This is a genomic window from Stenotrophomonas sp. NY11291 (assembly GCF_023277365.1).
Classification (GTDB): Bacteria; Pseudomonadota; Gammaproteobacteria; order Xanthomonadales; family Xanthomonadaceae; genus Stenotrophomonas; species Stenotrophomonas geniculata.
In genome coordinates, this window is the sequence record NZ_CP096975.1 from 2,813,101 (window position 1) to 2,835,258 (window position 22,158).

The following is a 22,158-nucleotide window of genomic DNA, read 5'->3' on the forward strand; positions in this document are numbered from 1 at the left end:
GTCGATCAGCCCGCGTTGGCCGATGCCGGTGCGGACATGATGTCCGACATCGGCAGGCGGCGCGGCTTGCTCGGGAATGCGTGACGCAGGATGCGCCAGACCACCTGGCCGAACTGGCGCGGCAGCGAGCCGTTGTTGTAGTGCTGGCCGTAACGGCGGCAGATGTCCTTCACTTCCTTGGCAATGGCCGCATAGCGGTTGGCCGGCAGGTCCGGGTAGAAGTGGTGCTCGATCTGGTGGCTGAGGTTGCCCGACAGCACATTGATCAGGAAGCCGCCGCTGATGTTGGACGAACCGCGCAGCTGGCGCAGGTACCAGTGGCCGCGCGATTCATTGCGCAGGCATTCCTTCGGGAAGGTTTCCGACTCGGCGGTGAAGTGGCCGCAGAAGATGATCACGTAGGTCCAGATGTTGCGCAGGCCGTTGGCCACCATGTTGCCCAGCATCACGGTGAGGAAGAACGGGCCGGCCAGCAACGGGAAGAACACGTAGTCCTTCAGCACCTGGCGGGCCATTTTCCGCGCCACCGGGCGGGTCTGCATCCACATCGCACGGCCGCTGATGCGACCTTTCAGCCAACGACCCAGGCGCAGGTCCTGCGCGGCAACGCCCCACTGGAACAGCAGCGCGAAGATCGGCGCGATGATCGGCTGCAGCAGGTAGAACGGCTTCCAGCGCTGTTCCGGGAAGATGCGCAGCAGGCCGTAGCCGATGTCATCGTCCATGCCACGCACGTTGGTGTAGGTGTGGTGGCGGAAATTGTGGGTCTTGCGCCAGTTGTCGGCGGTGGCAACGATATCCCACTCGTAGGTGTTGCCATTGAGCTTGGGGTCGCCGGTCCAGTCGAACTGGCCGTGCATGACGTTGTGGCCCAGCTCCATGTTCTCCAGGATCTTCGACAGCGCCAGCAGCAGCGTGCCAGTGATCGCGGCCGGCCACAGCAGCGGCATCCAGAACAGCGGCGAGAATGCTGCCAGGAACAGCAGGCCACGGCCACCGACGCCGAACCATCGCACGGCAGCAGCCACACGGCGGATGTAGCGGGTATCGGAGGCGCCGAGGCTGCCGATCACACGGTCGCGGATCGCATCGAGTTCCTCACCGAAAGCATGCATCTCGGCGGTGCTCAGGGCACGGTCGGTAGCGCGGGTCATGGCAGGCGTCCTCAGAGATCCAGAGTCAGGTCGGTGGTCGGTGCGCTCACGCAGATCCGCACCGGCTGTGCCGTTTCGGACTGCAGGTCGCCGGTGCGAAGGTGGCGGGTGGCGCCACTGACGCGATCACAGGTGCAGGTGTTGCAGATGCCCATGCGGCAACCGTGCTTGGGCTTGATGCCATGCGCTTCCAGGCTTTCCAGCAGCGAGCGGCCTCGCGGCACGCTCAGCTGGCGGCCACTGCGCGCAAGCGTCAGCGACACCTCGCCTTCGCTGCTGGCATCGCGCAGTGGCGCCGGCGGGGTGAAGGCTTCGGCCTGGAAGCCAGCCACCTGGTGCGCCAGGCGTTCACGCGCAGCGGCAACGAATCCATCCGGACCGCAGGCCAGCACATGGCGCTGCGCCAGCGGCGTGTCATCGCCGGCCACCTGCAGACCATGGGTATCGATGCGCGCGGCCGGCGCCTCACCCTCGCGGGTGGTCAGCAGATGCACGCGCAGGTTCGGATGTGCCGCGGCCAGCGCCTGCAGTTCATCACGGAACTGCAGATGGGCGGCGGTGCGCTCCCAATAGAACAGGTCCACCGGTGCTGCCAGCGGGCGCTGGCAGGCGTCGCGCAACAGGCTGCGCATCGGCGTGATGCCACTGCCGGCAGCCAGCAGCAGCACCGGCGCCGCGGCCGGCATATGGAACTCGCCGAAGGCGGCATCGAGGCGGAACAGTTCGCCCGGCTGTGCATGGTTGACCAGATGCTGGCTGACCCGGCCGCCATCGATCGCCTTGACGGTGATCGCCAGCTCGCGCCGACCCAGTGCGGTAGGGCTGTAGCTGCGCTGCCACAGGCGCCCCTCAATCTCGACGCCCAGGGTGACGTGCTGGCCGGCGCGCATGCCGGCCCAGTGCCGGTTGGTGCGCAGGACCAGGGTCGCCGCGCCCTCGCCGGCCGGCTCGCGCCGGACCAGTCGGGCCACCGGCTCGCGCAGGGTCCACAGGGGATTGAGCTGGCCCGCCCAGAAATCGAACAGCGACGGCGAGACCCAGCGGTACGGAGAGAACAGGGACGGACGGACGACAGCGCTCATGGGCGCACTATACGGGCGCACATACACCTGTGTATACATGTGTATATTGAACCGGATTGGGTATGATTCAGCCTCGCCCCACCGGAACCCCCATGGCCGCCGCCACCGCCTTGTCGACGCCTGAAGATGCCAACAGCCCGGCCCGCCGTACGGTGAGCCGCGAGGATCTGCTGGCCGCCGCCCTGAAGCTGATCGGGCCGCACCGCAGCCTGTCCACGCTCAGCCTGCGCGAAGTGGCACGTGAGGCCGGCATTGCGCCGAACAGCTTCTACCGGCAGTTCCGCGACATGGACGAACTGGCCGTGGCGCTGATCGACGCGGCCGGCCGCTCGCTGCGCACCATCATCGGCGAGGCCCGCCAGCGCGCCACGTCTACCGCCACCAGCGTGGTGCGCGTTTCCGTGGAGACCTTCATGGAACAGCTGCGCGCCGACGACAAGCTGCTGCACGTGCTGCTGCGCGAAGGCGCGGTCGGCTCGGACGACTTCAAGCATGCGGTCGAACGCGAACTGCACTATTTCGAAGAAGAGCTGCAGCACGACCTGGTGCGCCTGGCTGCACTGGACGGCGCCGTGCTGCATGCCCCCGAGCTGGTGGCCAAGGCCATCACCCGGCTGGTGTTCGCGATGGGTGCCACCGCCATGGACCTGCCGCCGGAGAAGGATCCGGAACTGGTCGAACAGATCTCCACGATGATCCGCATGATCATCGTCGGCGCCCGGACCCCCGCCGCATTCCGCCGCGGCTGACGATCCGACCGCGCCTACACGGCAACTCCATTCTATGGACATGACCACCGGCAGGGGTGTGGTCGCATTATGTAATGTTATAACACTCGCATGATCTGGCTCGACTGGTGCCCCACGCGCAATGGCCTCGGCCTCGTTATATAGCAATTGCTATATTAATAAGCCTCTGCTTTCATGTGCGTCAGCCAGGTCGCCCTCGCCGCCTTTCTTCTCCCAAGGACGACGCCCTCATGCCCGTTGCCACGCCCCTCTTCCATCGGCTGCCCCTGGCCGCCGCCATTGCCCTGATCCTGCCGCTGCCTGCACTGGCCGCCACCTCGAAGCCGACCGAGCTGGACCGCGTGCAGGTCAAGGTCAGCACCGCCACCCGCAGCGAACGCCTGCTATCCGATGTCCCGATCCGCACCGAAGTGCTGCGCAAGGAAGACATCGCGCTGCGCGCGGCCACCGACTTCTCGCGCGCCGCCGAGCTGATCAACGGCCTGCGCGTGGAAAGCAACTGCCAGAACTGCAACACCAGCGAAGTGCAGCTGCTGGGCCTGCCCGGTGCCTACAACCAGCTGTTGTTCGATGGCATCCCGCTGTTGTCCACGCTGGGCAGCGTGTACGGCCTGGAACAGATCCCGGCCGGGTTCGTCGACCGCATCGAAGTGGTCAAGGGCGGCGGCTCGGCGCTGTACGGCCCGGGTGCGGTGGCCGGTGTGATCAACCTGATTCCGCCGCTGCCGGCGCGCAGCGGTGGCCATGTGCAGGCCGGCGTGGATGTCCTGAAGGGCACACCGCAGAAGAATGCCGACGTGCGCCTGGACCTGGTGGCGAAAGATGCCGACGCCGGGCTTTCAGTGATCGCCCAGCGCAACTGGAACAGCGGCATCGACTACAACGGTGACGGCTACACCGAGATCACCCGCAAGAACCTCAAGGTCGGCGGGCTGCAGGCCTGGTACGCGCCCACGCCGGGCACGCGGCTGCGCCTGGACCTGCAGGTGACCGATGAAACCCGGCGTGGCGGCAATCGACTGGATCAGCCCGAATACCTGGCCAACATCGCCGAATCGCTGGATACGAAATACCGGCGCGGCAGCGTGTCGTGGGATCAGGAAATCAATGCCGACGCCGATTTCCGCCTGGCCTACGCCTTCGCCGACATCGACCGCGACAGTTTCTACGGCGGTCTTGGCGACGTGGTTACCGATCCGTCTGCCCCCGGCCATGACCCGTCGCAGCTGGATCCCAACGTGGCCGGCAGCGCGGCCTCGCGTTCGTGGCGCCAATACGGCCGCACCCACAACCCGCTGCACTACATCGACAGCCAGTTGAACTGGCGCCTGGGCGCGCACGCGCTGGCCTTCGGCGTGCAGTACAAGCACGAGGCGCTGCGCGACGACAACCGCACCGGTGACGGGCAGCGCCTGGCGGTGCTGGAAGATGCAACCTTCCACAATCTGGGCGCCTTCATCCAGGACGAGTGGAGCCTGCGTGACAACGTCGACCTGGTACTGGGCGCACGCGTGGACAAGAGCTCGGAGCTGGACAGCGCGGTGCTCTCGCCGCGCATCGCCCTGGCCTGGCAGGCCACGCCCAACCTGAAATGGCGAGCCGGCATCGCCACCGGCTTCCGTGCACCGGAGATCTTCGTCGAGGACGTGCACGTCGATACGCTGGGTGGCGAGCAGGTGCGCGTGCGCAACACCGATGGCCTGAAGGAAGAGCGCGCGTTGACCACCCTGTTCGGCTTCGACTGGCGCTCGGACCCGGCCAATCCAGTGTGGAGCTGGGATGCTACCGCCTCCTATGCACGCATCCGCGACACCTTCGCGCTGGGCGAGATCCAGCGCGGCGATGACGGACAACTGAGCCAGCTGCGCTACAACGCCTCCGGCTCCAACGTGCTGGGGGCGGAAACCAACCTCGGCTGGCAGCCGTCGCCGCAGTGGCGCCTGACCGCCGGTGCCTCGTGGTACCGCTCGCGCTTCCGCGAACCGCAGCGCATCTTCGACGACACCGGCGACGGTGGCGACACCATCATCGAAAGCCGCGACTACCTGAAGACCCCGCGCTGGACCGGCCTGGCGCAGCTCAGCTGGATGCCCGCCGAGCCGTGGGAAACCTTCGTCGCGCTGCGCCATACCGGGCCGATGTCGGTGCTGAACAACCGGTTGGGCGAGCTGCGCCGTACGCGTTCCTTCCTGGTCACCGATCTTGGTGCTCGCTGGCACCGCCATCTGGGCGCGCAGGCGCAGCAGGAAGTGTCGGTGGCCGCGGGCGTCAAGAACGTGTTCGATCAGCGCCAGAAAGATCTGGAAGTGGGCGCGCTGCGTGACAGCGACTATGTCTACGGGCCGCGCTTCGCGCGATCGTGGTACGTCAACCTGCGCTATGCGTTCTGAAGCTCTGCGAGCGTTGTTGCTGGCCTGTGCCGTGCTGCTGGCCGCACCGGCGATGGCTGCGGACCTGCACGCGCAGGTCTCGGCCTCGCTGATGCGGCCGGAACAGCGCTCGCTGCGACCGATGCAATGGACACAGGCGCCGAAACTGGTGGCGCTGTACTTCGGTGCCGACTGGTGTGCACCGTGCCATGCCTTCGTACCCACGCTGCGCAGCGTGCGTGATGCCCTGCGCCAAGCCGGCGCCGATACCGAAGTGGTGTACGTCAGCCAGGATGAGAGCGAGAGCGCGCTGCGCCGCTACATGCACGCGCAGGACATGCCGTGGCCGGTGCTTGACCCGCGCCGCGCTGCGCGCATGCCGGCCCTGCAGGCATTGGCCGGGCTGGCACCGCCGAATCTGGTACTGATCGATGCCGACGGCACGGTGCTGGCCAATGGCTGGCAAGGCCGGCGTTACCAAGGCCTGCAGCCGGTGTTGAAGGAATGGACGAAACGGGCGTGCGCGCAGGAACAGGCCCGCTGCCCGCCTGACCTGTAGCGTCGAGCCATGCTCGACGCATTCCATCACCGTGCAAACGGCAGCCGAGCATGGCTCGGCTCTACAAAAACCGGGATCGCGCGAACGGCCGCCGGGCATGGCCCGGCGCTACCGTTACGGCGCCTCGCCCTCGGCCTTGCGCACGAACGCCTCGAACAGCGCCAGCGTCTGCTCGCTCACATGGTGCTCGATACCCTCCGCATCACGCCGTGCCGTATCAGGGTCCACGCCCAGCGCCAGCAGGAAACGCTCCACGGTCTGGTGCCGCTGGCGGCTGGCATGGGCCAGCGCCTCGCCTTCCGGGGTCAGGAACACGCCGCGGTACGGCCGCTGCACCACCCAGCCATCGCGGGCCAGGCGCCGCAGCATCTTCGCCACGGTGGGCTGGGCCACGCCCAGGCGGGTGGCGATGTCGACCTGGCGGGCCTCGCCGCCGTCGGCCAGCAGGTCCGAGATCAGCTCGACATAGTCCTCCACCAGCTCCATCCGGTGCGCTTCGCGCACTTGCCGGAAGCTCTCGACCTGGCGCTCAGCCTCGATCAAGGGGGTGCTTTTCAGCGATGTCGAATCGTCGGTCTTGCCCACGCCTGCGCCTGTCCTTCCGGTCTACTCCGGGTTTGAAACTGAATTCTGGACCAGTAACGCGATAAAGACGATTGTTTCGCATTGCTAATGACTATAGCAGGAGCTATATTCGGACCCATGAACACCCTGGCGCCCCACGACCCTTCGGCCTCCACCCCGGCCAGCCTGGGCGCGCTCAACGCCTCGGTCGCCGTTCCCGACAAGGGCCATTGGTGGTTCCGCCTGCTGGCCTTCCTCGGCCCGGGCTACATGATCTCGGTCGGCTACATGGACCCAGGCAACTGGGCCACCGACCTCGCCGGCGGTTCGCGCTTCGGCTACCTGCTGCTGTCGGTCATCCTCATCTCCAACCTGATGGCGGTGATCCTGCAGGCGCTGTCGGCACGGCTGGGCATCGCCACCGGCATGGACCTGGCGCAAGCCTGCCGCGCGCGGTACCCGAAGCCGGTGAACCTGGCGCTGTGGGCGCTGTGCGAGGCAGCGATCATCGCCTGCGACCTGGCCGAGGTGATCGGCACCGCGATCGCATTGAAGCTGCTGTTCGACCTGCCGCTGCTGTGGGGCGCGGTGATCACCGCGCTGGATACGCTGCTGGTCCTGCTGCTGATGAACCGCGGCTTCCGTGCGCTGGAAGCCTTCGTGATCGCGCTGCTGATGGTGATCTTCGGCTGCTTCATGGTGCAGATCGCGCTGGCCGCACCGCCGGTGATGGACGTGCTGGGCGGATTCATTCCGCGCGCGCAGGTAGTGACTGATCCGCACGCGCTGTACATCGCCATCGGCATCATCGGCGCCACGGTGATGCCGCATAACCTGTACCTGCATTCTTCCATCGTGCAGACCCGCGCCTATCCGCGCACCGACGAGGGCCGTCGCAGCGCGCTGCGCTGGGCGGTGACCGACAGCACCCTCGCGCTGACGCTGGCACTGTTCATCAACGCCAGCATCCTGATCCTGGCGGCGGCGGTGTTCCATGCCAATGGCCGTTTCGATGTGGAAGACATCGAGCAGGCGCACCAGCTGCTGGCGCCGATGCTGGGCGTGGGCGCGGCGGCGACACTGTTTGCGATTGCCCTGCTGGCCTCGGGCCTGAATTCGACAGTGACCGCCACGCTGGCCGGCCAGATCGTGATGGAAGGCTTCCTGCACCTGCGCCTGCCGCCGTGGCTGCGTCGGCTGATCACGCGCGCACTGGCGATCATTCCGGTGGTGGTGGTGATCATGCTGTTCGGCGACCAGGGCGCGGTGAAGCTGCTGGTGCTGAGCCAGGTGGTGCTGTCGATGCAGCTGCCGTTCGCGATCATTCCCCTGGTGCGGATCGTGACCGACAAAGTGACGATGGGCGCGCTGGTGGCACCACGCTGGCTGGGCGCGATTGCCTGGGTGATCGCGCTGGTGATCGTGGTGTTGAACGTGAAGCTGCTGGTGGATACCTTCAGCGGAGCCTGACGCCGAACCACGGACCCTGCCCCGGTAGATCCACGCCATGCGTGGATGCCCTTGTAGAGTCGAGATCCTATGTTCGTGGTCAAGCCTGCTGGAAGCAGGCTTGACCGACCTTCAGCATGGCCGGATCGAAGTCTCGGCCGCTTTTGAACACGCCCCAGGCGATCCTGGCCAGCTTCCTTGCCAGAATGTTGAAGACGGCGGTGCTGGGGTGACCGCGTTTTGACAGCTCGTCGTAGAGCGGTTGCCCCCGGCGACACCGCTTGAGCCCCATTGCGGCCATGTAGAGCATCTGGTGCAGCATCGGTGCGCCCTGTTTGGACAGCCGACGCCGTCCAGTTCTACCGCCAGACTCGTTGGGCCGAGGATCCAGGCCAGTGCAGGCGATCCACGCGTTGGCGTTGGCCAACGGCCAGCGCGTCATGTAGTAAATCAGGTGGGACGCGACGGCAGGGCCGATACCCGGGATGGTCAGCAGGCGCTTGTAGAGTGCGCCATGCTCTCCATCGCGGCCCAAGCGCTGCAGTTCGCTTTCCAGCTCGGACAGCGTCCCAGCCAGAGCGCAGAACAGATCTGATAGCTCCCCAGGGTCACTTTTGCTTACCCCGAAGGATTGCTCCAGGCGCGCGCGCGTCTCCACCAGCGCTCGCCGCTTGCGCAGCAAATCATGCATCTGCTGCTGCTCGTCGGTACGCGGTACGTATTCACGCAGGCGGTCGCTCTCCTTCTTCACATAGCGGGCGATCGCTTGGGCATCCATGGCATCTGTCTTGCCGCGCGAGCCCGTCGCCCGAGCGTAGTTCTTGATCAGCCGTGGATCGATTACATAGACAACGTGGCCCGCCTGGCCAGCCATCCGAGCCAACAACTCGTAGTACCGCCCCGTCGCTTCCATGCCAATCCGGCATCGCTGGGGCAAGGTTTTGAGCCACTTGGCTATGCCGGCCCGGGTGTTGGCGACCCTGTCACCGGCCTTGCGGTCGGCCACCGCCGGCACGAACTCCTTGGAGTCCACGTCCACGCCAATATCGAGAGAATCAGACATTTGTACGGCTCCCAGCTATCTTTAAAGGGCTGGGGTGGTACCGCACCGACGTTAGCTTGCCTACATCGACGATCCCCTTGGGGGCCGTACGATCCTTTATCGACGTTCGTGTGCGGGATGGGGATCGCTCGACTCGTCTGTCGGCTGGTATCCGCAGATGCATGCTTGACGGTCCCTCCACCCTGGCTCCTACATACAGCGTAGGAGCCGGGAGGAACATACAAGCCATGCTCGACTCATCGCTCACCGCGCGAACGGCAGCCGAGCATGGGCTCGGCTCTACAGATGCAACGCGATCGCGGCCTCGATCTGCTGCGGTGACTGGAACCCTGCCAGGCGCGTGCGCTCATCACCGTCACGGAACAGGGACAACGTCGGGGTCTGCCGCAGTCCCAGCTCCCTGAAGAACGCCTCACCCAGCACCTCCAGCTGCACGCGCAGCAAGGTCGTGCCCTGCCCCGCCACGCTGTTGGCCACCCGGTGCAACGACATCTCCAGCATCCGGCAGCCCGGGCACTGGTCCTTGTGGAAATCCACCAGCACCCGCGGGTGCTCGGCCAGCAGCTGCTGGAACTGCTCAGGCGTGGTGGCGTCGATGATCTGCATCGCTGTTTCTCCAGTAGTGGGCCAGGACCGCATCGGTCCAGGCGTCGATGGCTTCGGCATGACGCTCGCCATGCGGCATCTGTTCGATCTCCAGCGGCGGGTAGTCGCTGCGGAAATAGCGGATCAGCCGGTGCACGGCACCGCAGTAGTACTCCTGCCCCCACTGCGTTTCGCCGGTGCCGAACACCGCCAGCTGCCGTGGCCGCTCGCCGCGCTCGGCAATGCCGGCCACCCACGCCTTCATCTCCGCCGGCGTGCGGCCGGCGTTGTCGGTCCAGCAGCCCAGCAGCACCAGGTCGGCCTCGCCGGCAGCCAGCGGCGGCGCCTGCCGCAGGTCGTCGGCCTCCTGCCAGTGCACGGCATGCCCCACGGCACGGCAGCGCTCGGCAATCTGCCGGCCGAGTTCGCGGGTGTTGCCGCTCAAGGAGGCGACCACCATCAGGATGCTCAGCACGGCGCCAGGCTCAGAGATCGTCGAAGCCGTTGTCGACGTTGGTCTTCTTGTAACTTGCATTGCGCATCTCGAAGAAGTCGGTCTTGGTTTCGGTGAAGTTGTCGGCGTAGGCCTTGATCCACGGCATCACGTTGTCGGTCGTGTCGCTGTACAGGCGCTCGATGCCGAGCATGCCGGCCATCTTGTTGGCGCGGTATTTCACGTAGCGCACCATCTCGTCCACGTCGATGCCATCGATGCCATCCAGTACCTCCGACGACCACTGCGTCTCCAGCTCGATCGCATGTTCGAACGATTGGTGCACGTAGGCGGTCAACTCGTTGGTCTGCAGCTCCGGGTTCTCGCCGATGATGGCGCGGATCAGCTCGCTGATGAACTTGGTATGCGCCAGCTCGTCGCGGTTGATGAAGCTGATGATCTTGCCGGTGCCATTCATGCGGTTCTGCCGCACCATGTTGTAGAAGTACGCGAACCCGGAATAGAAGTTGATGCCTTCCAGGATCGAGGACTGGATCAGCGACTTGAGCAGGGTCTCGGCGGTCTTCTCGCGCATGAAGTCGTCATACGCGCCCATGATCGGGGCATTGCGCTTGATGATGGTCGGGTGGGTGCGGGCGATCTCGAAGATGCGGTTCTGGTTCGACAGGTCGGTGATCGAGGCCAGCACGTAGCTGTAGCTCTCGTTGTGGATCACTTCCTGCTGGCCGATGATCGCCGCATTGGCATGCGCGGCCGGGTCGGTGATGTACTCGGCCACGTTGTAGATGAAGCGCGTCTGCGGCGAATCGAGCGTGGCCAGCAGGCCGATGATCGAATCGTAGGCGTTCTTTTCACGTGCGTTGAGCTCGCCGTACTGGCGGGCATCGAGCTTCATGTCAACCTCGTCGGGAATCCAGAAGTTGGTCGACAGCTCCTTGTAGGCCCGATAGAACGACGGATACGGGATATCGTTCCAGTTGAGGATGCCGCTGGTACGGCCGTTGATGATGCCGGTGCTGCGGTTGGGATGGCGCGGTTCGAGAATCTTGATGCGGTCGAGGGGGGTTGCCATGGTCGTTTACCTTCGTATTACGTGCGTTGCGGATGTAGCGCCGAGCCCATGCTCGGCTGCTCTTCGCCTCTGAGCCGAGCGTGGGCTCGGCTCTACTGGGGGCGCAGCGATCAGCTGGAGCACCACTCGCACTCGCTGATGTCGATGTCGTTGGAGCGCACGTAGTAGGTGGTCTTCAGACCTTCGCGCCAGGCGCTAAGATGCAGCTCCAGCAGCGTGCTGGCGCGGATCGTGCTCGGCACGTACAGGTTGAAGCTGATCGACTGGTCGACATGGCGCTGGCGGCGCGCGTTTTGGCGCACGCTGGCGAACTGGTCGACCTTGTAGGCACCCTTCTCGTAGTACGGCCAGGTTTCCAGCGACAGGCCCGGCGCAGCCACCGGCCGCCGGAAGTCCTTCTTTTCCTCGTAGTAGAACGCGCTGTAGATCGGGTCGATCGACGCGGTGGAACCGGCAATCTGCGCGGTGCTCATGTTCGGCGCCACCGCCAGCAGCCAGCCGTTGCGCAGGCCGTGCGTGGCGACCTCGTGGGCCAGGCTGTCCCACGCGGCGCCAGTGTAATCGCGGTCACGGAAGTAGCGCCCGTTGTGCCAGTCACTGCCAGCGAACATCGGGTAACTGCCCTTCTCCTTCGCCAGCTGCGCGCTGGCCTGGATGGTCAGGAAGTTGATGCGTTCGTAGAGACGGTCGGCCAACGCCTCGGCATCCGGTGATTCCCACTGGATTGCCTGCTGCGCCAGCAGGTGGTGCCAACCGAACGTGCCCAGGCCGATGGCGCGGTACTTGCGGTTGGTGATCGTGGCCTGCGGCACCGGCAGCGCGTTGAGGTCGATCACGTTGTCGAGCATGCGCACCTGGATCGGGATCAGGCGCTCCAGCACGTCGGTGGCCAGCAGGTCATCCGGCGCACTGATTGCCCGGCCGAGATTGATCGAGGACAGGTTGCAGACCACGAAGTCACCGGCGCGGCGCGTGGTGACGATCTGGTCACCGCTGACGATCTCCTGGATCATCCGCGTCGGGCTCATGTTCTGCAGGATCTCGGTGCACAGGTTGCTGGAATAGATCATGCCCGCGTGCTTGTTCGGGTTCCGGCGGTTGACCTCGTCGCGGTAGAAGAGGAACGGATTTCCGGTCTCCAACTGGCTGAGCATGATCCGCTTGAACAGATCGATCGCCTTCACCGTGCGGCGGCTGATGCGCTCGTCGGCCACCAGTTCGGCATAGCGGTCGCGGAAGCTGCCCGCACCGCGCGTCTCATCGTAGAAGTCCTGCAGGTACCAGCCCTTGGCCTGCTTCACCTCGTGCGGGTCGAACAGGTACCAGTCGGCGCGACGCTCCACCGCTTCCATGAACAGGTCGGGCACGCACACCGAGGTGAACACATCGTGCGCGCGCAGGCGCTGGTCGCCGTTGTTGAGGCGCAGGTCCATGAACGCTTCGATGTCGCGGTGCCAGATGTCCAGGTACACCGCCACCGCGCCCTTGCGCTGGCCAAGCTGATCAACCGACACTGCAGTGTTGTTGAGCTGCTTGATCCACGGCACCACGCCACCGGAGGAATTGGCCACACCACGGATCGGTGCGCCGCTGCTGCGCACATAGCCCAGGTAGGCGCCGACGCCGCCACCGTGCTTGGACACGCGGGCGATATCGGTGTTGGAGTCATAGATGCCCTGCAGGCTGTCGTCCACCGTGTCGATGAAGCAGCTGGACAGCTGGCCGCCGACCTTGCCGGCGTTGGCCAGGGTCGGCGTGGCCACCGTCATGTAGAGGTTGGACAACGCCCAGTACGCCTCGCCAACCAGCTGCATGCGGCGTTCGCGTGGCTTTTCTTCCTGCATCAGGTACAGCGCGATGGTCAGCCAGCGCTCCTGCGGCAGTTCGAAGACCTCGCGGCTGCGGTCGCTGGCCAGATAGCGCGTGGCCAGCAGGTACAGGCCGTTGTAGGCGAACAGGCGGTCGCGCTCCGGGTCGATCATCTCGCCGGCCTGCTGCAGCTCTTCCTTCGAATAGCAACGCAGGATGTCGTTGCTGTAGATGCCACGGTCGGCCAGGCTTTCCTGCAGGCCAACGTAGGAGCCGTACTTCAGACCGACATCGTAGAAGCGGTTGCGGCTGGCGCGCTTGTACAGGCGGCGCAGGTAGATGCGCGCGGCAAACTGTTCCCACTCGGGTGCAACCAGGTCCACCCGCGACTCGGCCTCGCGGATCAGCAGATCAACCAGGTCATCGGCGCTGATGCTCGGTTTGCGTTCGACCATCGACTGCACTACGCGGCGGTAGTCGCTCACGTCCAGCTGCGGGAACTCGGCATGCACGGCATCGATGCTGCGCTGCAGGCGCTCGGCCTCGAACGGCAGGCGGCGGTTGCCGGCCTCCTTGGTGATCCAGGTCGGCACGCGCTCGCCACCGGCGCGCAAGGCGTCGCCAGCGCCGGCCAGATCGGCCACGCGGAAGGTACTGTCGGTCATGGTGGTGAAACTCCAGGCTCGCACGCGCTTTGGCGGTCGATGCCATGGCGGCCCTGAACGCGATACCGGCGCACGGGGCGAACGGATGGATTGCCAGGGCACGGGAACGTAGGTCGTCGGCATCTGCCTGCGCCTGCGGCCGGTATCCGGGCCGTGGGGGCGACCTGCGTCCGCACGATGGCGGCCGCGTCGACACGGCAAGCCTTCAGGGGCGGGCCGCGGGACGTTTGCTGCATGTCCGGCGGCGGCGGCTGACCGGGAGTGACGGCCACAACATAGTGGGGATATCCCGAACCGTCAACACAAGATGCGGTAATCAGCACATGTCGCGACGATCAGTCGCAGGATGCCGTGTTGCAGCTGCGGCGCCTTGTCGACAGCCCCTGCGTCCCCAGTTCGGTACAACATCAACTTTCCCCGGAACACCGCCCATGCGCGCTGCCCAGTACCCCTCCTTCGGCAACCCGGCCGACGTCCTCGCCATTGCCGATGCGCCCCTGCCCGAGCCCGGCCCCGGCGAAGTGCGCATCCGCACCGTGCTGGCCTCGATCCACAACCACGATCTGCTGACCGTGCGTGGCCTCTACGGCTACAAGCCGACCTTGCCGGCGATCGGTGGCAGTGAAGCGCTGGGCGTGGTCGATGCACTCGGCGACGGTGTCGACGGCCTGCAGATCGGCCAGCGGGTTGCCGCCGCCTCGGTGCACGGCACCTGGGCCGAAGCGTTCATCGCGCCGGCACGCATGGTGATTCCGATGCCGGAGGCGATCCCCGACGAAATGGCCGCGCAGCTGATCGCCATGCCCCTGAGCGCGCTGATGCTGCTGGAGTTCCTGCACGTCGAGGCGGGCCAGTGGATCGTGCAGAACACCGCCAACGGCGCGGTGGGCAAGTCGCTGGCGATGCTGGCGCGGGCGCGTGGCGTGCATGTAGCCAACCTGGTGCGCAATGCGGATGCCGTCGCACAGTTGCAGGCGCTGGGCATCGATCATGTGTTCGACACCTCGGTGGACGGCTGGAAGGATCGCGTGCGTGAAGCGACCGGCGAAGCACAGGCCGCGGCCGCCGTGGATTCCATCGGCGGCGACGCCAGCGGTGACCTGGTCGACCTGCTCGGCCACCACGGCACGCTGGTGTCGTTCGGTGTGATGAGCGGCGAACCCATGCGCATCCCCGCCGGCGGCCTGATCTACAAGGAAGCCACGGTGAAGGGTTTCTGGGGCAGCAAGGTCAGCCAGGCGATGGCGGTGGAGGACAAGCGCCGGCTGGTTGGCGAACTGCTGAAGCGTGCGGCTGGCGGCGAGCTGACGCTGCCGGTGGAGCAGATCTTCGCACTGGACGATATCGCCCGGGCAGCGAAGGCCGGTGCGGGTTCGGGCCGTAACGGCAAGGTGCTGCTGCGGCCGTGATGGTCTGACATTGCGTTCTGTAGAGCCGAGCCATGCTCGGCTGCTTTCCGGCCAGTGTGTGGAGCCGAGCGTAGGCTCGGCTCTACAGGTGCGTGCGGACCAACGGTCCGCACGCACCGAGCCGGTTCGTTAAGAACCTGTGATGCATAACTGAATGCGCTTTCGTCATTGGAAGGTGCATGTACCTGCATGCGGTACTGACGGCTCCTCCCCCGTTCGGCGTTGTCGCTTCCATGTACCGCACCACCCTGAACCTGCTTGCTGGCGCGATTGCGCTGGGCCTCACCGCCGGCGCTGCCGGCGCCGCTGAATCCGCCGACACCGGCAAGGACAGCACCACCCTCGGCACCGTGCTGGTGACCGGTTCCAATATCAAACGCAGCGATACCGCCGGGCCGAACCCGGTGCAGATCGTCAGCCGCGAACAGATCGAGCAGACCGGCCGCTCCACCCTCACCGACGTGCTGCGCAACCTGTCGGCCAATGCCGGCAACAGCTTCGACGAGCAGTACACCGGCAGCTTTGCCGCGGGCTCGGCTTCGATCGGCCTGCGTGGCCTGTCGCCGAAGAACACGCTGGTGCTGGTCAATGGCTACCGCGTGTCCAACTTCGGCTTCGCGCTCAATACCCAGGACACCTTCGTCGACCTCAACGCGCTGCCGATCAGCGCGGTGGAACGCATCGAAGTGCTGAAGGACGGCGCCTCGGCGGTGTATGGCTCCGACGCCATCGCCGGTGTCATCAACATCATCCTGCGCAAGAACTTCCAGGGCGTGGAAGTGGGCGGCGGCTTCGGTACCGCCACCCAGGGCGGCCTGGACGAACGCAAGGCCAACCTGCTGGCCGGCTTCGGCGACCTGGAGCAGCAGGGCTGGAACGTGCTGTTCGGGCTGGACCTGCTCAAGCGTGATCGCCTCGACGCCGACCAGCGCGCCTATACCCGCAGCGGCGATTTCCGCGACAAGCCCGGCGGACGCCTGGCCGGCTGGTCCACCGCCGGTGGCAATTGGCTGTCCAACCCGCGCGCGCCGCAACCGTTCGCCAACTGCCCGGATGGCAGTCAGCTGCGTCCCTACAGCGATTTCGGCAGCACCCTGCCCGGCCAGGCCTGCGCCTTCAACGCGCAGCCGTTCAAGACCCTGCAGCCCGGCGCCGAGCGCCTGCAGGCGTCGTTGAGTGCGACCTACCGCTTCAATGACAGTGTCGAAGCGTTCGCCGACGTGCTGTACAGCCACAACAAGGCCGACCAGATCTTCAGTGCGCCGCTGACCGTTGGCCCGGGCCTGCGTGCCTACAACCCGGCTACCGGCACGCTCATCGACGTGCCGGCGGTGCTGCCGGTCGGCCATCCCAACAACCCGGGCAGTACGCCACTGCCGTTCGAGTACACCTTCTTCGATCTCGGCCCGCGCCTGAAGGACAACACGCAGGTGTTCTACCGTGCCCTGGCGGGCGTGCGCGGCAGCGGCGAACGCTGGGACTGGGAAGTGGTGGCACTGACCTCGCAGAGTGCACAGCGCGAGTACGTCGACAACTTCGTCAATCGCTATGCGTTCGAGCAGATCCTGCGCGAGGGCAGCTACAACTTCCTCAACCCGTCCAGCACGCCGGGCGCGCTGGATGCACTGCGCCTGCAGACCAAGCGTCCGGGCTGGTACAAGCTGCACGCGTTGAACGTGAAGGCCTCCACCTCGCTGTGGGAGATGCCCGCCGGTACGGTCGGCTTTGCCTGGGGTGCGGAGTTCCGCAAGGAATCGCTGGACGCGCGCACCAGTGCGCAGGTGCTGTCGGGCACCGAACTGCGTCCGGCCATCAACGTGGTCAATGGCGAGCGCCAGGTCAGCGCCGCCTATGCCGAACTGAGCGTGCCGCTGCACCGCACGTTGGAGCTGCAGGTGGCCGGTCGCGGCGATCACTACGATGACTTCGGCAAGGCGTTCTCGCCGAAGGTGGCGCTGCGCTGGCAGCCGCTGGACAGCCTGCTGCTGCGCGGCTCGTTCTCGCGCGGCTTCCGGGCACCCTCGCTGCCGGAGATCGCGCCGGGCCAGACCGTCAGCTACGGCTCGGTGATCGATCCGCTGGATCCGCTGCAACCGGGCGGCAGCCGTGGCGTGACCAACATCCGCACCGGCAACCCGGATCTGAAGGCGGAGCGCTCGCGCAACTTCAACGTGGGTGCAGTGTGGTCGCCGGATGGTGATACCAGCATCGGCCTGGACTGGTACCGCATCGAGCAGGACAACCTGGTCAAGCCGGACAGCGCGCAGTTCATCGTCGACAACCCGACGCTGTTCCCCGGTCGCGTGCAACGTGATGCGCAGGGACGCATCCAGTTCATCACCAACCAGTACGCCAACCAGGGCGAACTGACCACCTCGGGCCTGGACCTGGACGCCAACCGCACCTTCCGCACCGTGGGCTGGGGCAACTTCACCGTGGCCGGCAGCTGGACCCACCTGCTCAGCTTCAAGCAGCCGCTGGTGGCTGGACAGGCACCGTATGACGGCGCCGGCAACAACCGCCACGGCGCGCTGCCGCGTACCCGCGGCACCACCTCGTTGAACTGGGCGGTGGGCGACTGGAGCAGTACGCTGAGCCTGCAGTACGTGAGTGGCTACGACCAGCGTGTGGCGACGGCAACCAGCAACCCGGGCCTGCGCGACCGCATCAAGCCGTATCACCAGCTGGACCTGTACGTAGCGTACGAAGGTATTCCCAACACCACGCTGTCGCTGTCGGTGCTGAACCTGACCGACAAGGACCCGCCGTTCGACCCGGCCGGTGGCTCCAATGGGTTCGACATCAGCCAGTACAACCTGCGTGGGCAGTTCGTCTCGCTGGGCGCTCGTTACAGGTTCTGATTGCCACTGTAGAGCCGAGCCATGCTCGGCTGCTCTTCCGACACCGAGGAGCCGAGCGCGGGCTCGGCTCTACAGGTGGGTGCGGACCAACGGTCCGCACCCACCGCATCACCGGCTCAGGTGCAGGAACTGCAGGTGCCGTTCGTACTGGCTGATGATGTCGTTGATGATCTGCTTGCGGCTGTAGCCCACCAGGTCGTAGTCCTGGCTGCCTTCGAACAGGTGCACCTCGGCGCGGTAGTAACGCTGGTTGCGCAGCTGCTGTGCGGCGAACGACGGGGTCAGGTAACCGCTCAGGATCACCCGGTACAGGAAGTCCTGCTGCTCGCCATGGTTGACCGTCAACTCCATGTCGCCCGCCTCGAAGCGCGTGGCCACGTCCCAGCCCTGCCCGCGCAGCTGCTCGGCCACCGCTTCCATCGCCGGCTTCACCGTGTCATCCATGAAGCGGTAGACCTGGTCGCGCACCGGGAAATGCATCGCCTGGCTCAGGCGCTGGCGCCAGCCCTGGTGGTGGCGATCGTCGCCGATCAGCGGCGATGGCCGGTACTGCAGCGCGCGCTTGCGGTGCGATTCGTCACTGAAGGCGCGGGTCAGCCCCCACATCATCAACAACAGGATCGCCGAGAACGGCAACGACGCCAGCACCACCGCCGATTTCAGTGCGTCGATACTGCCGGCCAGCAACAGGCCCGCGGTCAGCACCGCGATCACCGTGCCCCAGAACACCCGCAGCCAACGCGGACCATCATCCTCGGGTGCGCCGCCGTGCGAGGACAGCGTGGACAACACCACCGCCCCCGAGTCGGCCGAGGTCACGAAGAAGATGAAGCTGACCAGCACTGTCACCGTGATCACCGCGCGGCTCCAGGGGTAGCCGTCCAGCAGCGCATACAGCACGGTCGGTGGATCATCCACCGCCAGCTGCGCCAACTGTTGCTGGCCGTGGTGCAGCACCTGGTCCAGCGCGCTGTTGCCGAAGATCGACAGCCAGGCCAGGGTGAAGCCCAGCGGAATCAGCAGCACGCCGAACACGAATTCGCGGATGGTGCGGCCGCGCGAGATGCGCGCGATGAACAGCCCGACAAAGGGCGCCCAGCCGATCCACCAGGCCCAGTAGAACACCGTCCAGCCGCCCAGCCATTCCGGTCGGCCGCCGTAGGCATACACATCGAAACTCTTGCCGACCACGCTGCCGAGGTAGTCGCCCAGGTTCTGCATCAAGGTGCTGAACAGGTACTGCGTCGGCCCGGCAAACAGCATGAACAGCACCAGCGCGATCGCCAGCAGCATGTTGATGTTGGCCATCCAGCGCACGCCTTTCTCCACGCCGGAGACGGCCACGGCCACCGCCGCGCCCATCATCGCCACCACCAGCATGATCTGCACCAGGTTGGAATGCGGGATGTTGAACAGGTGCGCCAATCCGGCATTGAGGTGCAGCACGCCGAAGCCCATGTCGGCGCCGATGCCGAACACGGTGGCGACGATGCCCAGCGCGTCCACGGTGTAACCGATCGGGCCATTGATGCGCTTGCCGATCAGCGGGTACAGCGCCGAGCGCAGTGCCAGCGGCAGGTTGTGGCGGTAGGCGAAGTAGGCCATCGCCATCGCCGCCAGCGCGAACACACCCCAGCCATGCAGTCCCCAATGCAGGAACAGCAGCTGCATGGCCTGGCGCGCGCCGGCCTCGCCCGCCGCCGGATCGCCCTGCGGCGGCTGCAGGTAGTGGGTCAGCGGCTCGGAAACGCAGAAGAAGAACAGGGTGATGCTGATGCCTGCAGCGAACAGCATGCCGGCCCAGGAGAGGTAACTGAACTCCGGTTCGTCATGGTCGGCACCGAGCTTGATGCCACCGTACTTGGACAGCGCCACGCCGACCACGAACACCAGGTACAGGGTCATGGCCAGCAGGTAGTACCAGCCGACGTTGAGTGCGGCCCAGTCCTGCGCCTTCAGCAGCAGGCGGCCTGCGCCCAGCGGGAACAGGCTGACGAACAGCGCGAACGCCACGACAACGATCGCCGCGAAGGCGAACACAGGCCGAAGGGTGCGCACCGGGGATTGTTGCGGCTCCAGTACATCCATGGGGCGGCGTTCTCCGGTAGATCAAAGGGTTAGCCGACCGATTGTGGCTGAACCGCAGTGGACAGAGCATGAAGTTGTGGCCAGCGGTCACAGGCCCGATCCACCATTACGTGTTATCACGCGCGCGCCGGCAGACGCCTGCGAGCACAGCCGCGCGCACTGCCTGCGACGCGGCCACGCGCGTACTGTCCAATTACGACATCACATGCACCGCGCACAGCTTGTTGCCATCCGGGTCGCGCAGGTAGGCCAGGAACAGCTGGCGCCCGGCCATGCTGCGGATGCCGGCCGGGTCTTCGATGGCGGTGCCGCCATGGGCCACGCCGGCGTCCTGCCAGCCACGCACGGCCTCAGCACTGTCGAGGGTGAAGCCGATGGTGCCGCCGTTGGCGTGGCATGCCGGCTGACCGTCGATCGGCGCGGTGACGATGAACATACGGCCATCCTTGAAATACACCAGACGGCCCTTGTCATCGAAGACGCCCGGACGTGCGCCCAACGCACCGAACAGTGCATCGTAGAAGCGATGCGCGGCGTCCATGTCGTTCGTTCCAACGGTGATGTGGCTGAACATGCGGGCACTCCCTGTGGAAAACCGCAGTGTCGGCGAGCACGTCGGGCATCGCAAATCCGGCGACCTCCCCCGCTGCGCCCCGCGCAACGTTTGTCGCGCGCCGCTCGATCACCCTATAATGGGAATCATTCTCATTAATGATCAATGCCGATGGCCGTGCCCGCCGCCTCCAGCACTGCGCTGGCGGGGTTCTACCGCGAACACCATGGCTGGCTGCTCGGCTGGTTGCGCCGCCGCACGCACAACGCCGACTGCGCCGCCGACCTGACCCAGGACACCTTCCTGCGCCTGCTCAGCCGTCGTGTCGATCCATCAGAACTGCGCTTGCCGCGCGCCTATCTCAGCACCATCGCGCACGCCCTGCTGGTCAACCACTGGCAGCGCGCGGACCTGGAACGCGCCTATCTGGCCGCGCTGGCCGCGCAACCGGAGCCGGCGCACCCTTCTGCCGAGGAGCGCACACAGGCATTGCAGCTGCTGCACGCCGTCGCCGACATGCTGTCCGGCCTCGCCGAGCGGCCACGGCGCGCGTTCCTGCTGGCGCGGCTGTCCGGCCTTGGCTATGCAGAGATCGGCGTGCAGCTGGGCGTGTCCGAGCGCATGGTCAAGAAGTACATGGCGCAGGCGATGCTGCATTGCCTGCGCCTGTCCGGCGACGCGGCGGCATGAGCGCGGCATTGGCCGGCCCTGCGTTGGAACAGGCTGCCGAATGGTTCGCGCTGCGCCAACAGGGCTGGAGCGACGGCGACCAGCAACGCTGGCACGCCTGGCTGCAGGCCGATGCTGGTCACGCCGACGCCTGGCGACGGGTCGAGGCGGTCTGGCAATCGTTCGCCCCGCTGTCGGCTCCGGCAGCCGCAACTGCATTTGATGCTGCGCGCCTTCGCCGGCGGCGGGCGCTGCGCGGCATCGGTGGCGCCCTCGGCATCGGCGCGGTCTCCCTGCTCGGCCTGCATGGGCTTCAGGCGCAGCGCCGCCTGCAGACGCAGCGCACCGCTGCCGGGCGTACCGGTCATTGGACGTTGGCCGATGGCAGCCAGTTGTGGCTCAACGCCGGCAGCGAAGTGACCGTCGACATCGGCAACGGCCACCGCGCCCTGCATCTGCTGCGCGGCGAACTGCTGCTGCAGACCGGCCACTACCCTGCATTGGTCGGCCTGCCCCTGACCGTGCATGTGCCCGGGGCGCGCCTGCAGCCGATCGGCACCCGCTTCGCGGTCGGCCGCGAAGCGCAGGACGGCCGGTTGGACGTGTTCGAGGGTGTGGTGCGGTGCCTGCCGATGTTCGGTGCGGCGCTGGATGTTCCTGCGGGAAGTGCGCTGCAGATCGGACCGATGGGGGGACTCACAACGGTCGCTGCCGATCCTCTGCGCGGCGACTGGCAGGACGGACGCCTGCAGGTGCAGGACACGCCGTTGATCCGGGTGATCGACGAACTGGCCCGTCACCATCAGGGCTATCTGGGCTGTGATCCGGCACTGTCCGCATTGAATGTCACCGCGGTATTGCCGCGCCTGGACAGCCTGCAGGCCCTGAAACTGCTGGCGCGCGCCCTGCCGATCCGCATCGAGCAGCGTTGGCCGTGGTGGACCGTTGTGCGTCCGCGTTGAAATCGCGGTTCCCTTTCTGCGCGCTCGGCGGGCACTACAAGG

18 protein-coding genes are annotated in these 22,158 nt (G+C 66.0%); 8 read left to right on the forward strand and 10 right to left on the reverse strand.

Translation table 11 applies throughout. The features are described 5' to 3' along the window. Positions 1 to 5: 5 nt before the first annotated feature. Positions 6 to 1,154, reverse strand: coding sequence for an acyl-CoA desaturase (locus tag M1L61_RS13130; protein ID WP_005413710.1), 1,149 nt, complete (start codon positions 1,152 to 1,154; stop codon positions 6 to 8). A gap of 11 nt (positions 1,155 to 1,165) precedes the next feature. Then, positions 1,166 to 2,236, reverse strand: a complete 1,071-nt coding sequence (locus M1L61_RS13135; protein WP_049480882.1) for a ferredoxin reductase — start codon at positions 2,234 to 2,236, stop codon at positions 1,166 to 1,168. Positions 2,237 to 2,328: 92 nt separating this feature from the next. Between M1L61_RS13135 and fabR the strand changes: the two genes are divergently transcribed. The 3 genes from fabR to M1L61_RS13150 all read left to right on the forward strand — a co-directional run bounded on the left by fabR (position 2,329) and on the right by M1L61_RS13150 (position 5,913). Continuing rightward, a complete protein-coding gene (fabR, locus tag M1L61_RS13140; RefSeq protein ID WP_005409961.1) occupies positions 2,329 to 2,985 on the forward strand; it encodes an HTH-type transcriptional repressor FabR in 657 nt (218 codons plus the stop codon). Between the two features lie 230 nt (positions 2,986 to 3,215). After that, entirely contained in the window at positions 3,216 to 5,375 is a 2,160-nt protein-coding gene (locus M1L61_RS13145) for a TonB-dependent receptor (protein WP_248853610.1), read from the forward strand. Continuing rightward, positions 5,365 to 5,913: a thioredoxin-like domain-containing protein gene (locus tag M1L61_RS13150; protein ID WP_049455087.1), complete on the forward strand. Its 549-nt coding sequence runs from the start codon at positions 5,365 to 5,367 to the stop codon at positions 5,911 to 5,913. Before M1L61_RS13145 ends, M1L61_RS13150 begins: the two co-directional genes overlap by 11 nt. A gap of 114 nt (positions 5,914 to 6,027) precedes the next feature. Here M1L61_RS13150 and mntR read toward each other — a convergent pair whose 3' ends face one another. Beyond that, on the reverse strand, positions 6,028 to 6,498 hold the full coding sequence (mntR, locus tag M1L61_RS13155) for a manganese-binding transcriptional regulator MntR (RefSeq protein ID WP_006372477.1): 471 nt from the start codon (positions 6,496 to 6,498) through the stop codon (positions 6,028 to 6,030). A 117-nt stretch (positions 6,499 to 6,615) separates the two neighbouring features. Here mntR and M1L61_RS13160 point away from each other — a divergent pair, with 117 nt between their 5' ends. Beyond that, the gene (locus M1L61_RS13160) at positions 6,616 to 7,947 is read left to right on the forward strand and encodes an Nramp family divalent metal transporter (protein WP_010485195.1); all 1,332 of its coding nucleotides are present in this window, start codon (positions 6,616 to 6,618) and stop codon (positions 7,945 to 7,947) included. A 79-nt stretch (positions 7,948 to 8,026) separates the two neighbouring features. Here the strand turns inward: M1L61_RS13160 and M1L61_RS13165 are convergent, their stop codons facing one another. The 5 genes from M1L61_RS13165 to M1L61_RS13185 form a co-directional block, all read right to left on the reverse strand. Next, the gene (locus tag M1L61_RS13165; protein WP_248853611.1) at positions 8,027 to 8,989 is read right to left on the reverse strand and encodes a transposase; all 963 of its coding nucleotides are present in this window, start codon (positions 8,987 to 8,989) and stop codon (positions 8,027 to 8,029) included. 279 nt (positions 8,990 to 9,268) lie between these two features. Beyond that, on the reverse strand, positions 9,269 to 9,595 hold the full coding sequence (locus M1L61_RS13170; protein ID WP_005409967.1) for a thioredoxin family protein: 327 nt from the start codon (positions 9,593 to 9,595) through the stop codon (positions 9,269 to 9,271). Continuing rightward, positions 9,567 to 10,034 carry a flavodoxin gene (locus M1L61_RS13175; protein WP_126560719.1) on the reverse strand — a complete coding sequence of 156 codons (468 nt, stop codon included), beginning with the start codon at positions 10,032 to 10,034 and terminating at the stop codon, positions 9,567 to 9,569. Before M1L61_RS13175 ends, M1L61_RS13170 begins: the two co-directional genes overlap by 29 nt. A 25-nt stretch (positions 10,035 to 10,059) precedes the next feature. After that, entirely contained in the window at positions 10,060 to 11,100 is a 1,041-nt protein-coding gene (locus M1L61_RS13180; RefSeq protein ID WP_006372552.1) for a ribonucleotide-diphosphate reductase subunit beta, read from the reverse strand. A 110-nt stretch (positions 11,101 to 11,210) separates the two neighbouring features. After that, complete coding sequence (locus M1L61_RS13185; RefSeq protein WP_248853612.1) at positions 11,211 to 13,574, reverse strand: ribonucleoside-diphosphate reductase subunit alpha; 2,364 nt, start codon at positions 13,572 to 13,574, stop codon at positions 11,211 to 11,213. A gap of 431 nt (positions 13,575 to 14,005) precedes the next feature. Here M1L61_RS13185 and M1L61_RS13190 point away from each other — a divergent pair, with 431 nt between their 5' ends. Beyond that, entirely contained in the window at positions 14,006 to 14,983 is a 978-nt protein-coding gene (locus tag M1L61_RS13190) for a zinc-binding dehydrogenase (protein WP_248853613.1), read from the forward strand. A 179-nt stretch (positions 14,984 to 15,162) separates the two neighbouring features. Further along, positions 15,163 to 17,844, forward strand: coding sequence for a TonB-dependent receptor (locus tag M1L61_RS13195; protein ID WP_248853614.1), 2,682 nt, complete (start codon positions 15,163 to 15,165; stop codon positions 17,842 to 17,844). Positions 17,845 to 17,952: 108 nt separating this feature from the next. On the opposite strand, the gene betT is transcribed toward M1L61_RS13195, so the two are convergent. Next, positions 17,953 to 19,932 carry a choline BCCT transporter BetT gene (betT, locus tag M1L61_RS13200; protein WP_010485181.1) on the reverse strand — a complete coding sequence of 660 codons (1,980 nt, stop codon included), beginning with the start codon at positions 19,930 to 19,932 and terminating at the stop codon, positions 17,953 to 17,955. Between the two features lie 193 nt (positions 19,933 to 20,125). Next, a complete protein-coding gene (locus M1L61_RS13205; RefSeq protein ID WP_010485179.1) occupies positions 20,126 to 20,506 on the reverse strand; it encodes a VOC family protein in 381 nt (126 codons plus the stop codon). Positions 20,507 to 20,656: 150 nt separating this feature from the next. On the opposite strand from M1L61_RS13205, the gene M1L61_RS13210 reads away from it, so the two are divergent. Both M1L61_RS13210 and M1L61_RS13215 read left to right on the forward strand, forming a co-directional pair. Further along, positions 20,657 to 21,175: a sigma-70 family RNA polymerase sigma factor gene (locus M1L61_RS13210; protein WP_224328239.1), complete on the forward strand. Its 519-nt coding sequence runs from the start codon at positions 20,657 to 20,659 to the stop codon at positions 21,173 to 21,175. After that, the gene (locus M1L61_RS13215; protein ID WP_248853615.1) at positions 21,172 to 22,116 is read left to right on the forward strand and encodes a FecR domain-containing protein; all 945 of its coding nucleotides are present in this window, start codon (positions 21,172 to 21,174) and stop codon (positions 22,114 to 22,116) included. The genes M1L61_RS13210 and M1L61_RS13215 overlap by 4 nt, the downstream gene beginning before the upstream one ends. Positions 22,117 to 22,158: the final 42 nt, after the last annotated feature.

Excerpts from the sequence above, each read along its gene's own strand:
- M1L61_RS13130 (WP_005413710.1), bottom strand. The coding sequence starts at position 1,154 with ATGACCCGCGCTACCGACCGTGCCCTGAGCACCGCCGAGATGCATGCT.
- M1L61_RS13135 (WP_049480882.1), bottom strand. The coding sequence starts at position 2,236 with ATGAGCGCTGTCGTCCGTCCGTCCCTGTTCTCTCCGTACCGCTGGGTC.
- fabR (WP_005409961.1), top strand. The coding sequence starts at position 2,329 with ATGGCCGCCGCCACCGCCTTGTCGACGCCTGAAGATGCCAACAGCCCG.
- M1L61_RS13145 (WP_248853610.1), top strand. The coding sequence starts at position 3,216 with ATGCCCGTTGCCACGCCCCTCTTCCATCGGCTGCCCCTGGCCGCCGCC.
- M1L61_RS13150 (WP_049455087.1), top strand. The coding sequence starts at position 5,365 with ATGCGTTCTGAAGCTCTGCGAGCGTTGTTGCTGGCCTGTGCCGTGCTG.
- M1L61_RS13160 (WP_010485195.1), top strand. The coding sequence starts at position 6,616 with ATGAACACCCTGGCGCCCCACGACCCTTCGGCCTCCACCCCGGCCAGC.
- M1L61_RS13165 (WP_248853611.1), bottom strand. The coding sequence starts at position 8,989 with ATGTCTGATTCTCTCGATATTGGCGTGGACGTGGACTCCAAGGAGTTC.
- M1L61_RS13170 (WP_005409967.1), bottom strand. The coding sequence starts at position 9,595 with ATGCAGATCATCGACGCCACCACGCCTGAGCAGTTCCAGCAGCTGCTG.
- M1L61_RS13175 (WP_126560719.1), bottom strand. The coding sequence starts at position 10,034 with ATGGTGGTCGCCTCCTTGAGCGGCAACACCCGCGAACTCGGCCGGCAG.
- M1L61_RS13180 (WP_006372552.1), bottom strand. The coding sequence starts at position 11,100 with ATGGCAACCCCCCTCGACCGCATCAAGATTCTCGAACCGCGCCATCCC.
- M1L61_RS13185 (WP_248853612.1), bottom strand. The coding sequence starts at position 13,574 with ATGACCGACAGTACCTTCCGCGTGGCCGATCTGGCCGGCGCTGGCGAC.
- M1L61_RS13190 (WP_248853613.1), top strand. The coding sequence starts at position 14,006 with ATGCGCGCTGCCCAGTACCCCTCCTTCGGCAACCCGGCCGACGTCCTC.
- M1L61_RS13195 (WP_248853614.1), top strand. The coding sequence starts at position 15,163 with ATGTACCTGCATGCGGTACTGACGGCTCCTCCCCCGTTCGGCGTTGTC.
- betT (WP_010485181.1), bottom strand. The coding sequence starts at position 19,932 with ATGGATGTACTGGAGCCGCAACAATCCCCGGTGCGCACCCTTCGGCCT.
- M1L61_RS13205 (WP_010485179.1), bottom strand. The coding sequence starts at position 20,506 with ATGTTCAGCCACATCACCGTTGGAACGAACGACATGGACGCCGCGCAT.
- M1L61_RS13210 (WP_224328239.1), top strand. The coding sequence starts at position 20,657 with ATGGCCGTGCCCGCCGCCTCCAGCACTGCGCTGGCGGGGTTCTACCGC.
- M1L61_RS13215 (WP_248853615.1), top strand. The coding sequence starts at position 21,172 with ATGAGCGCGGCATTGGCCGGCCCTGCGTTGGAACAGGCTGCCGAATGG.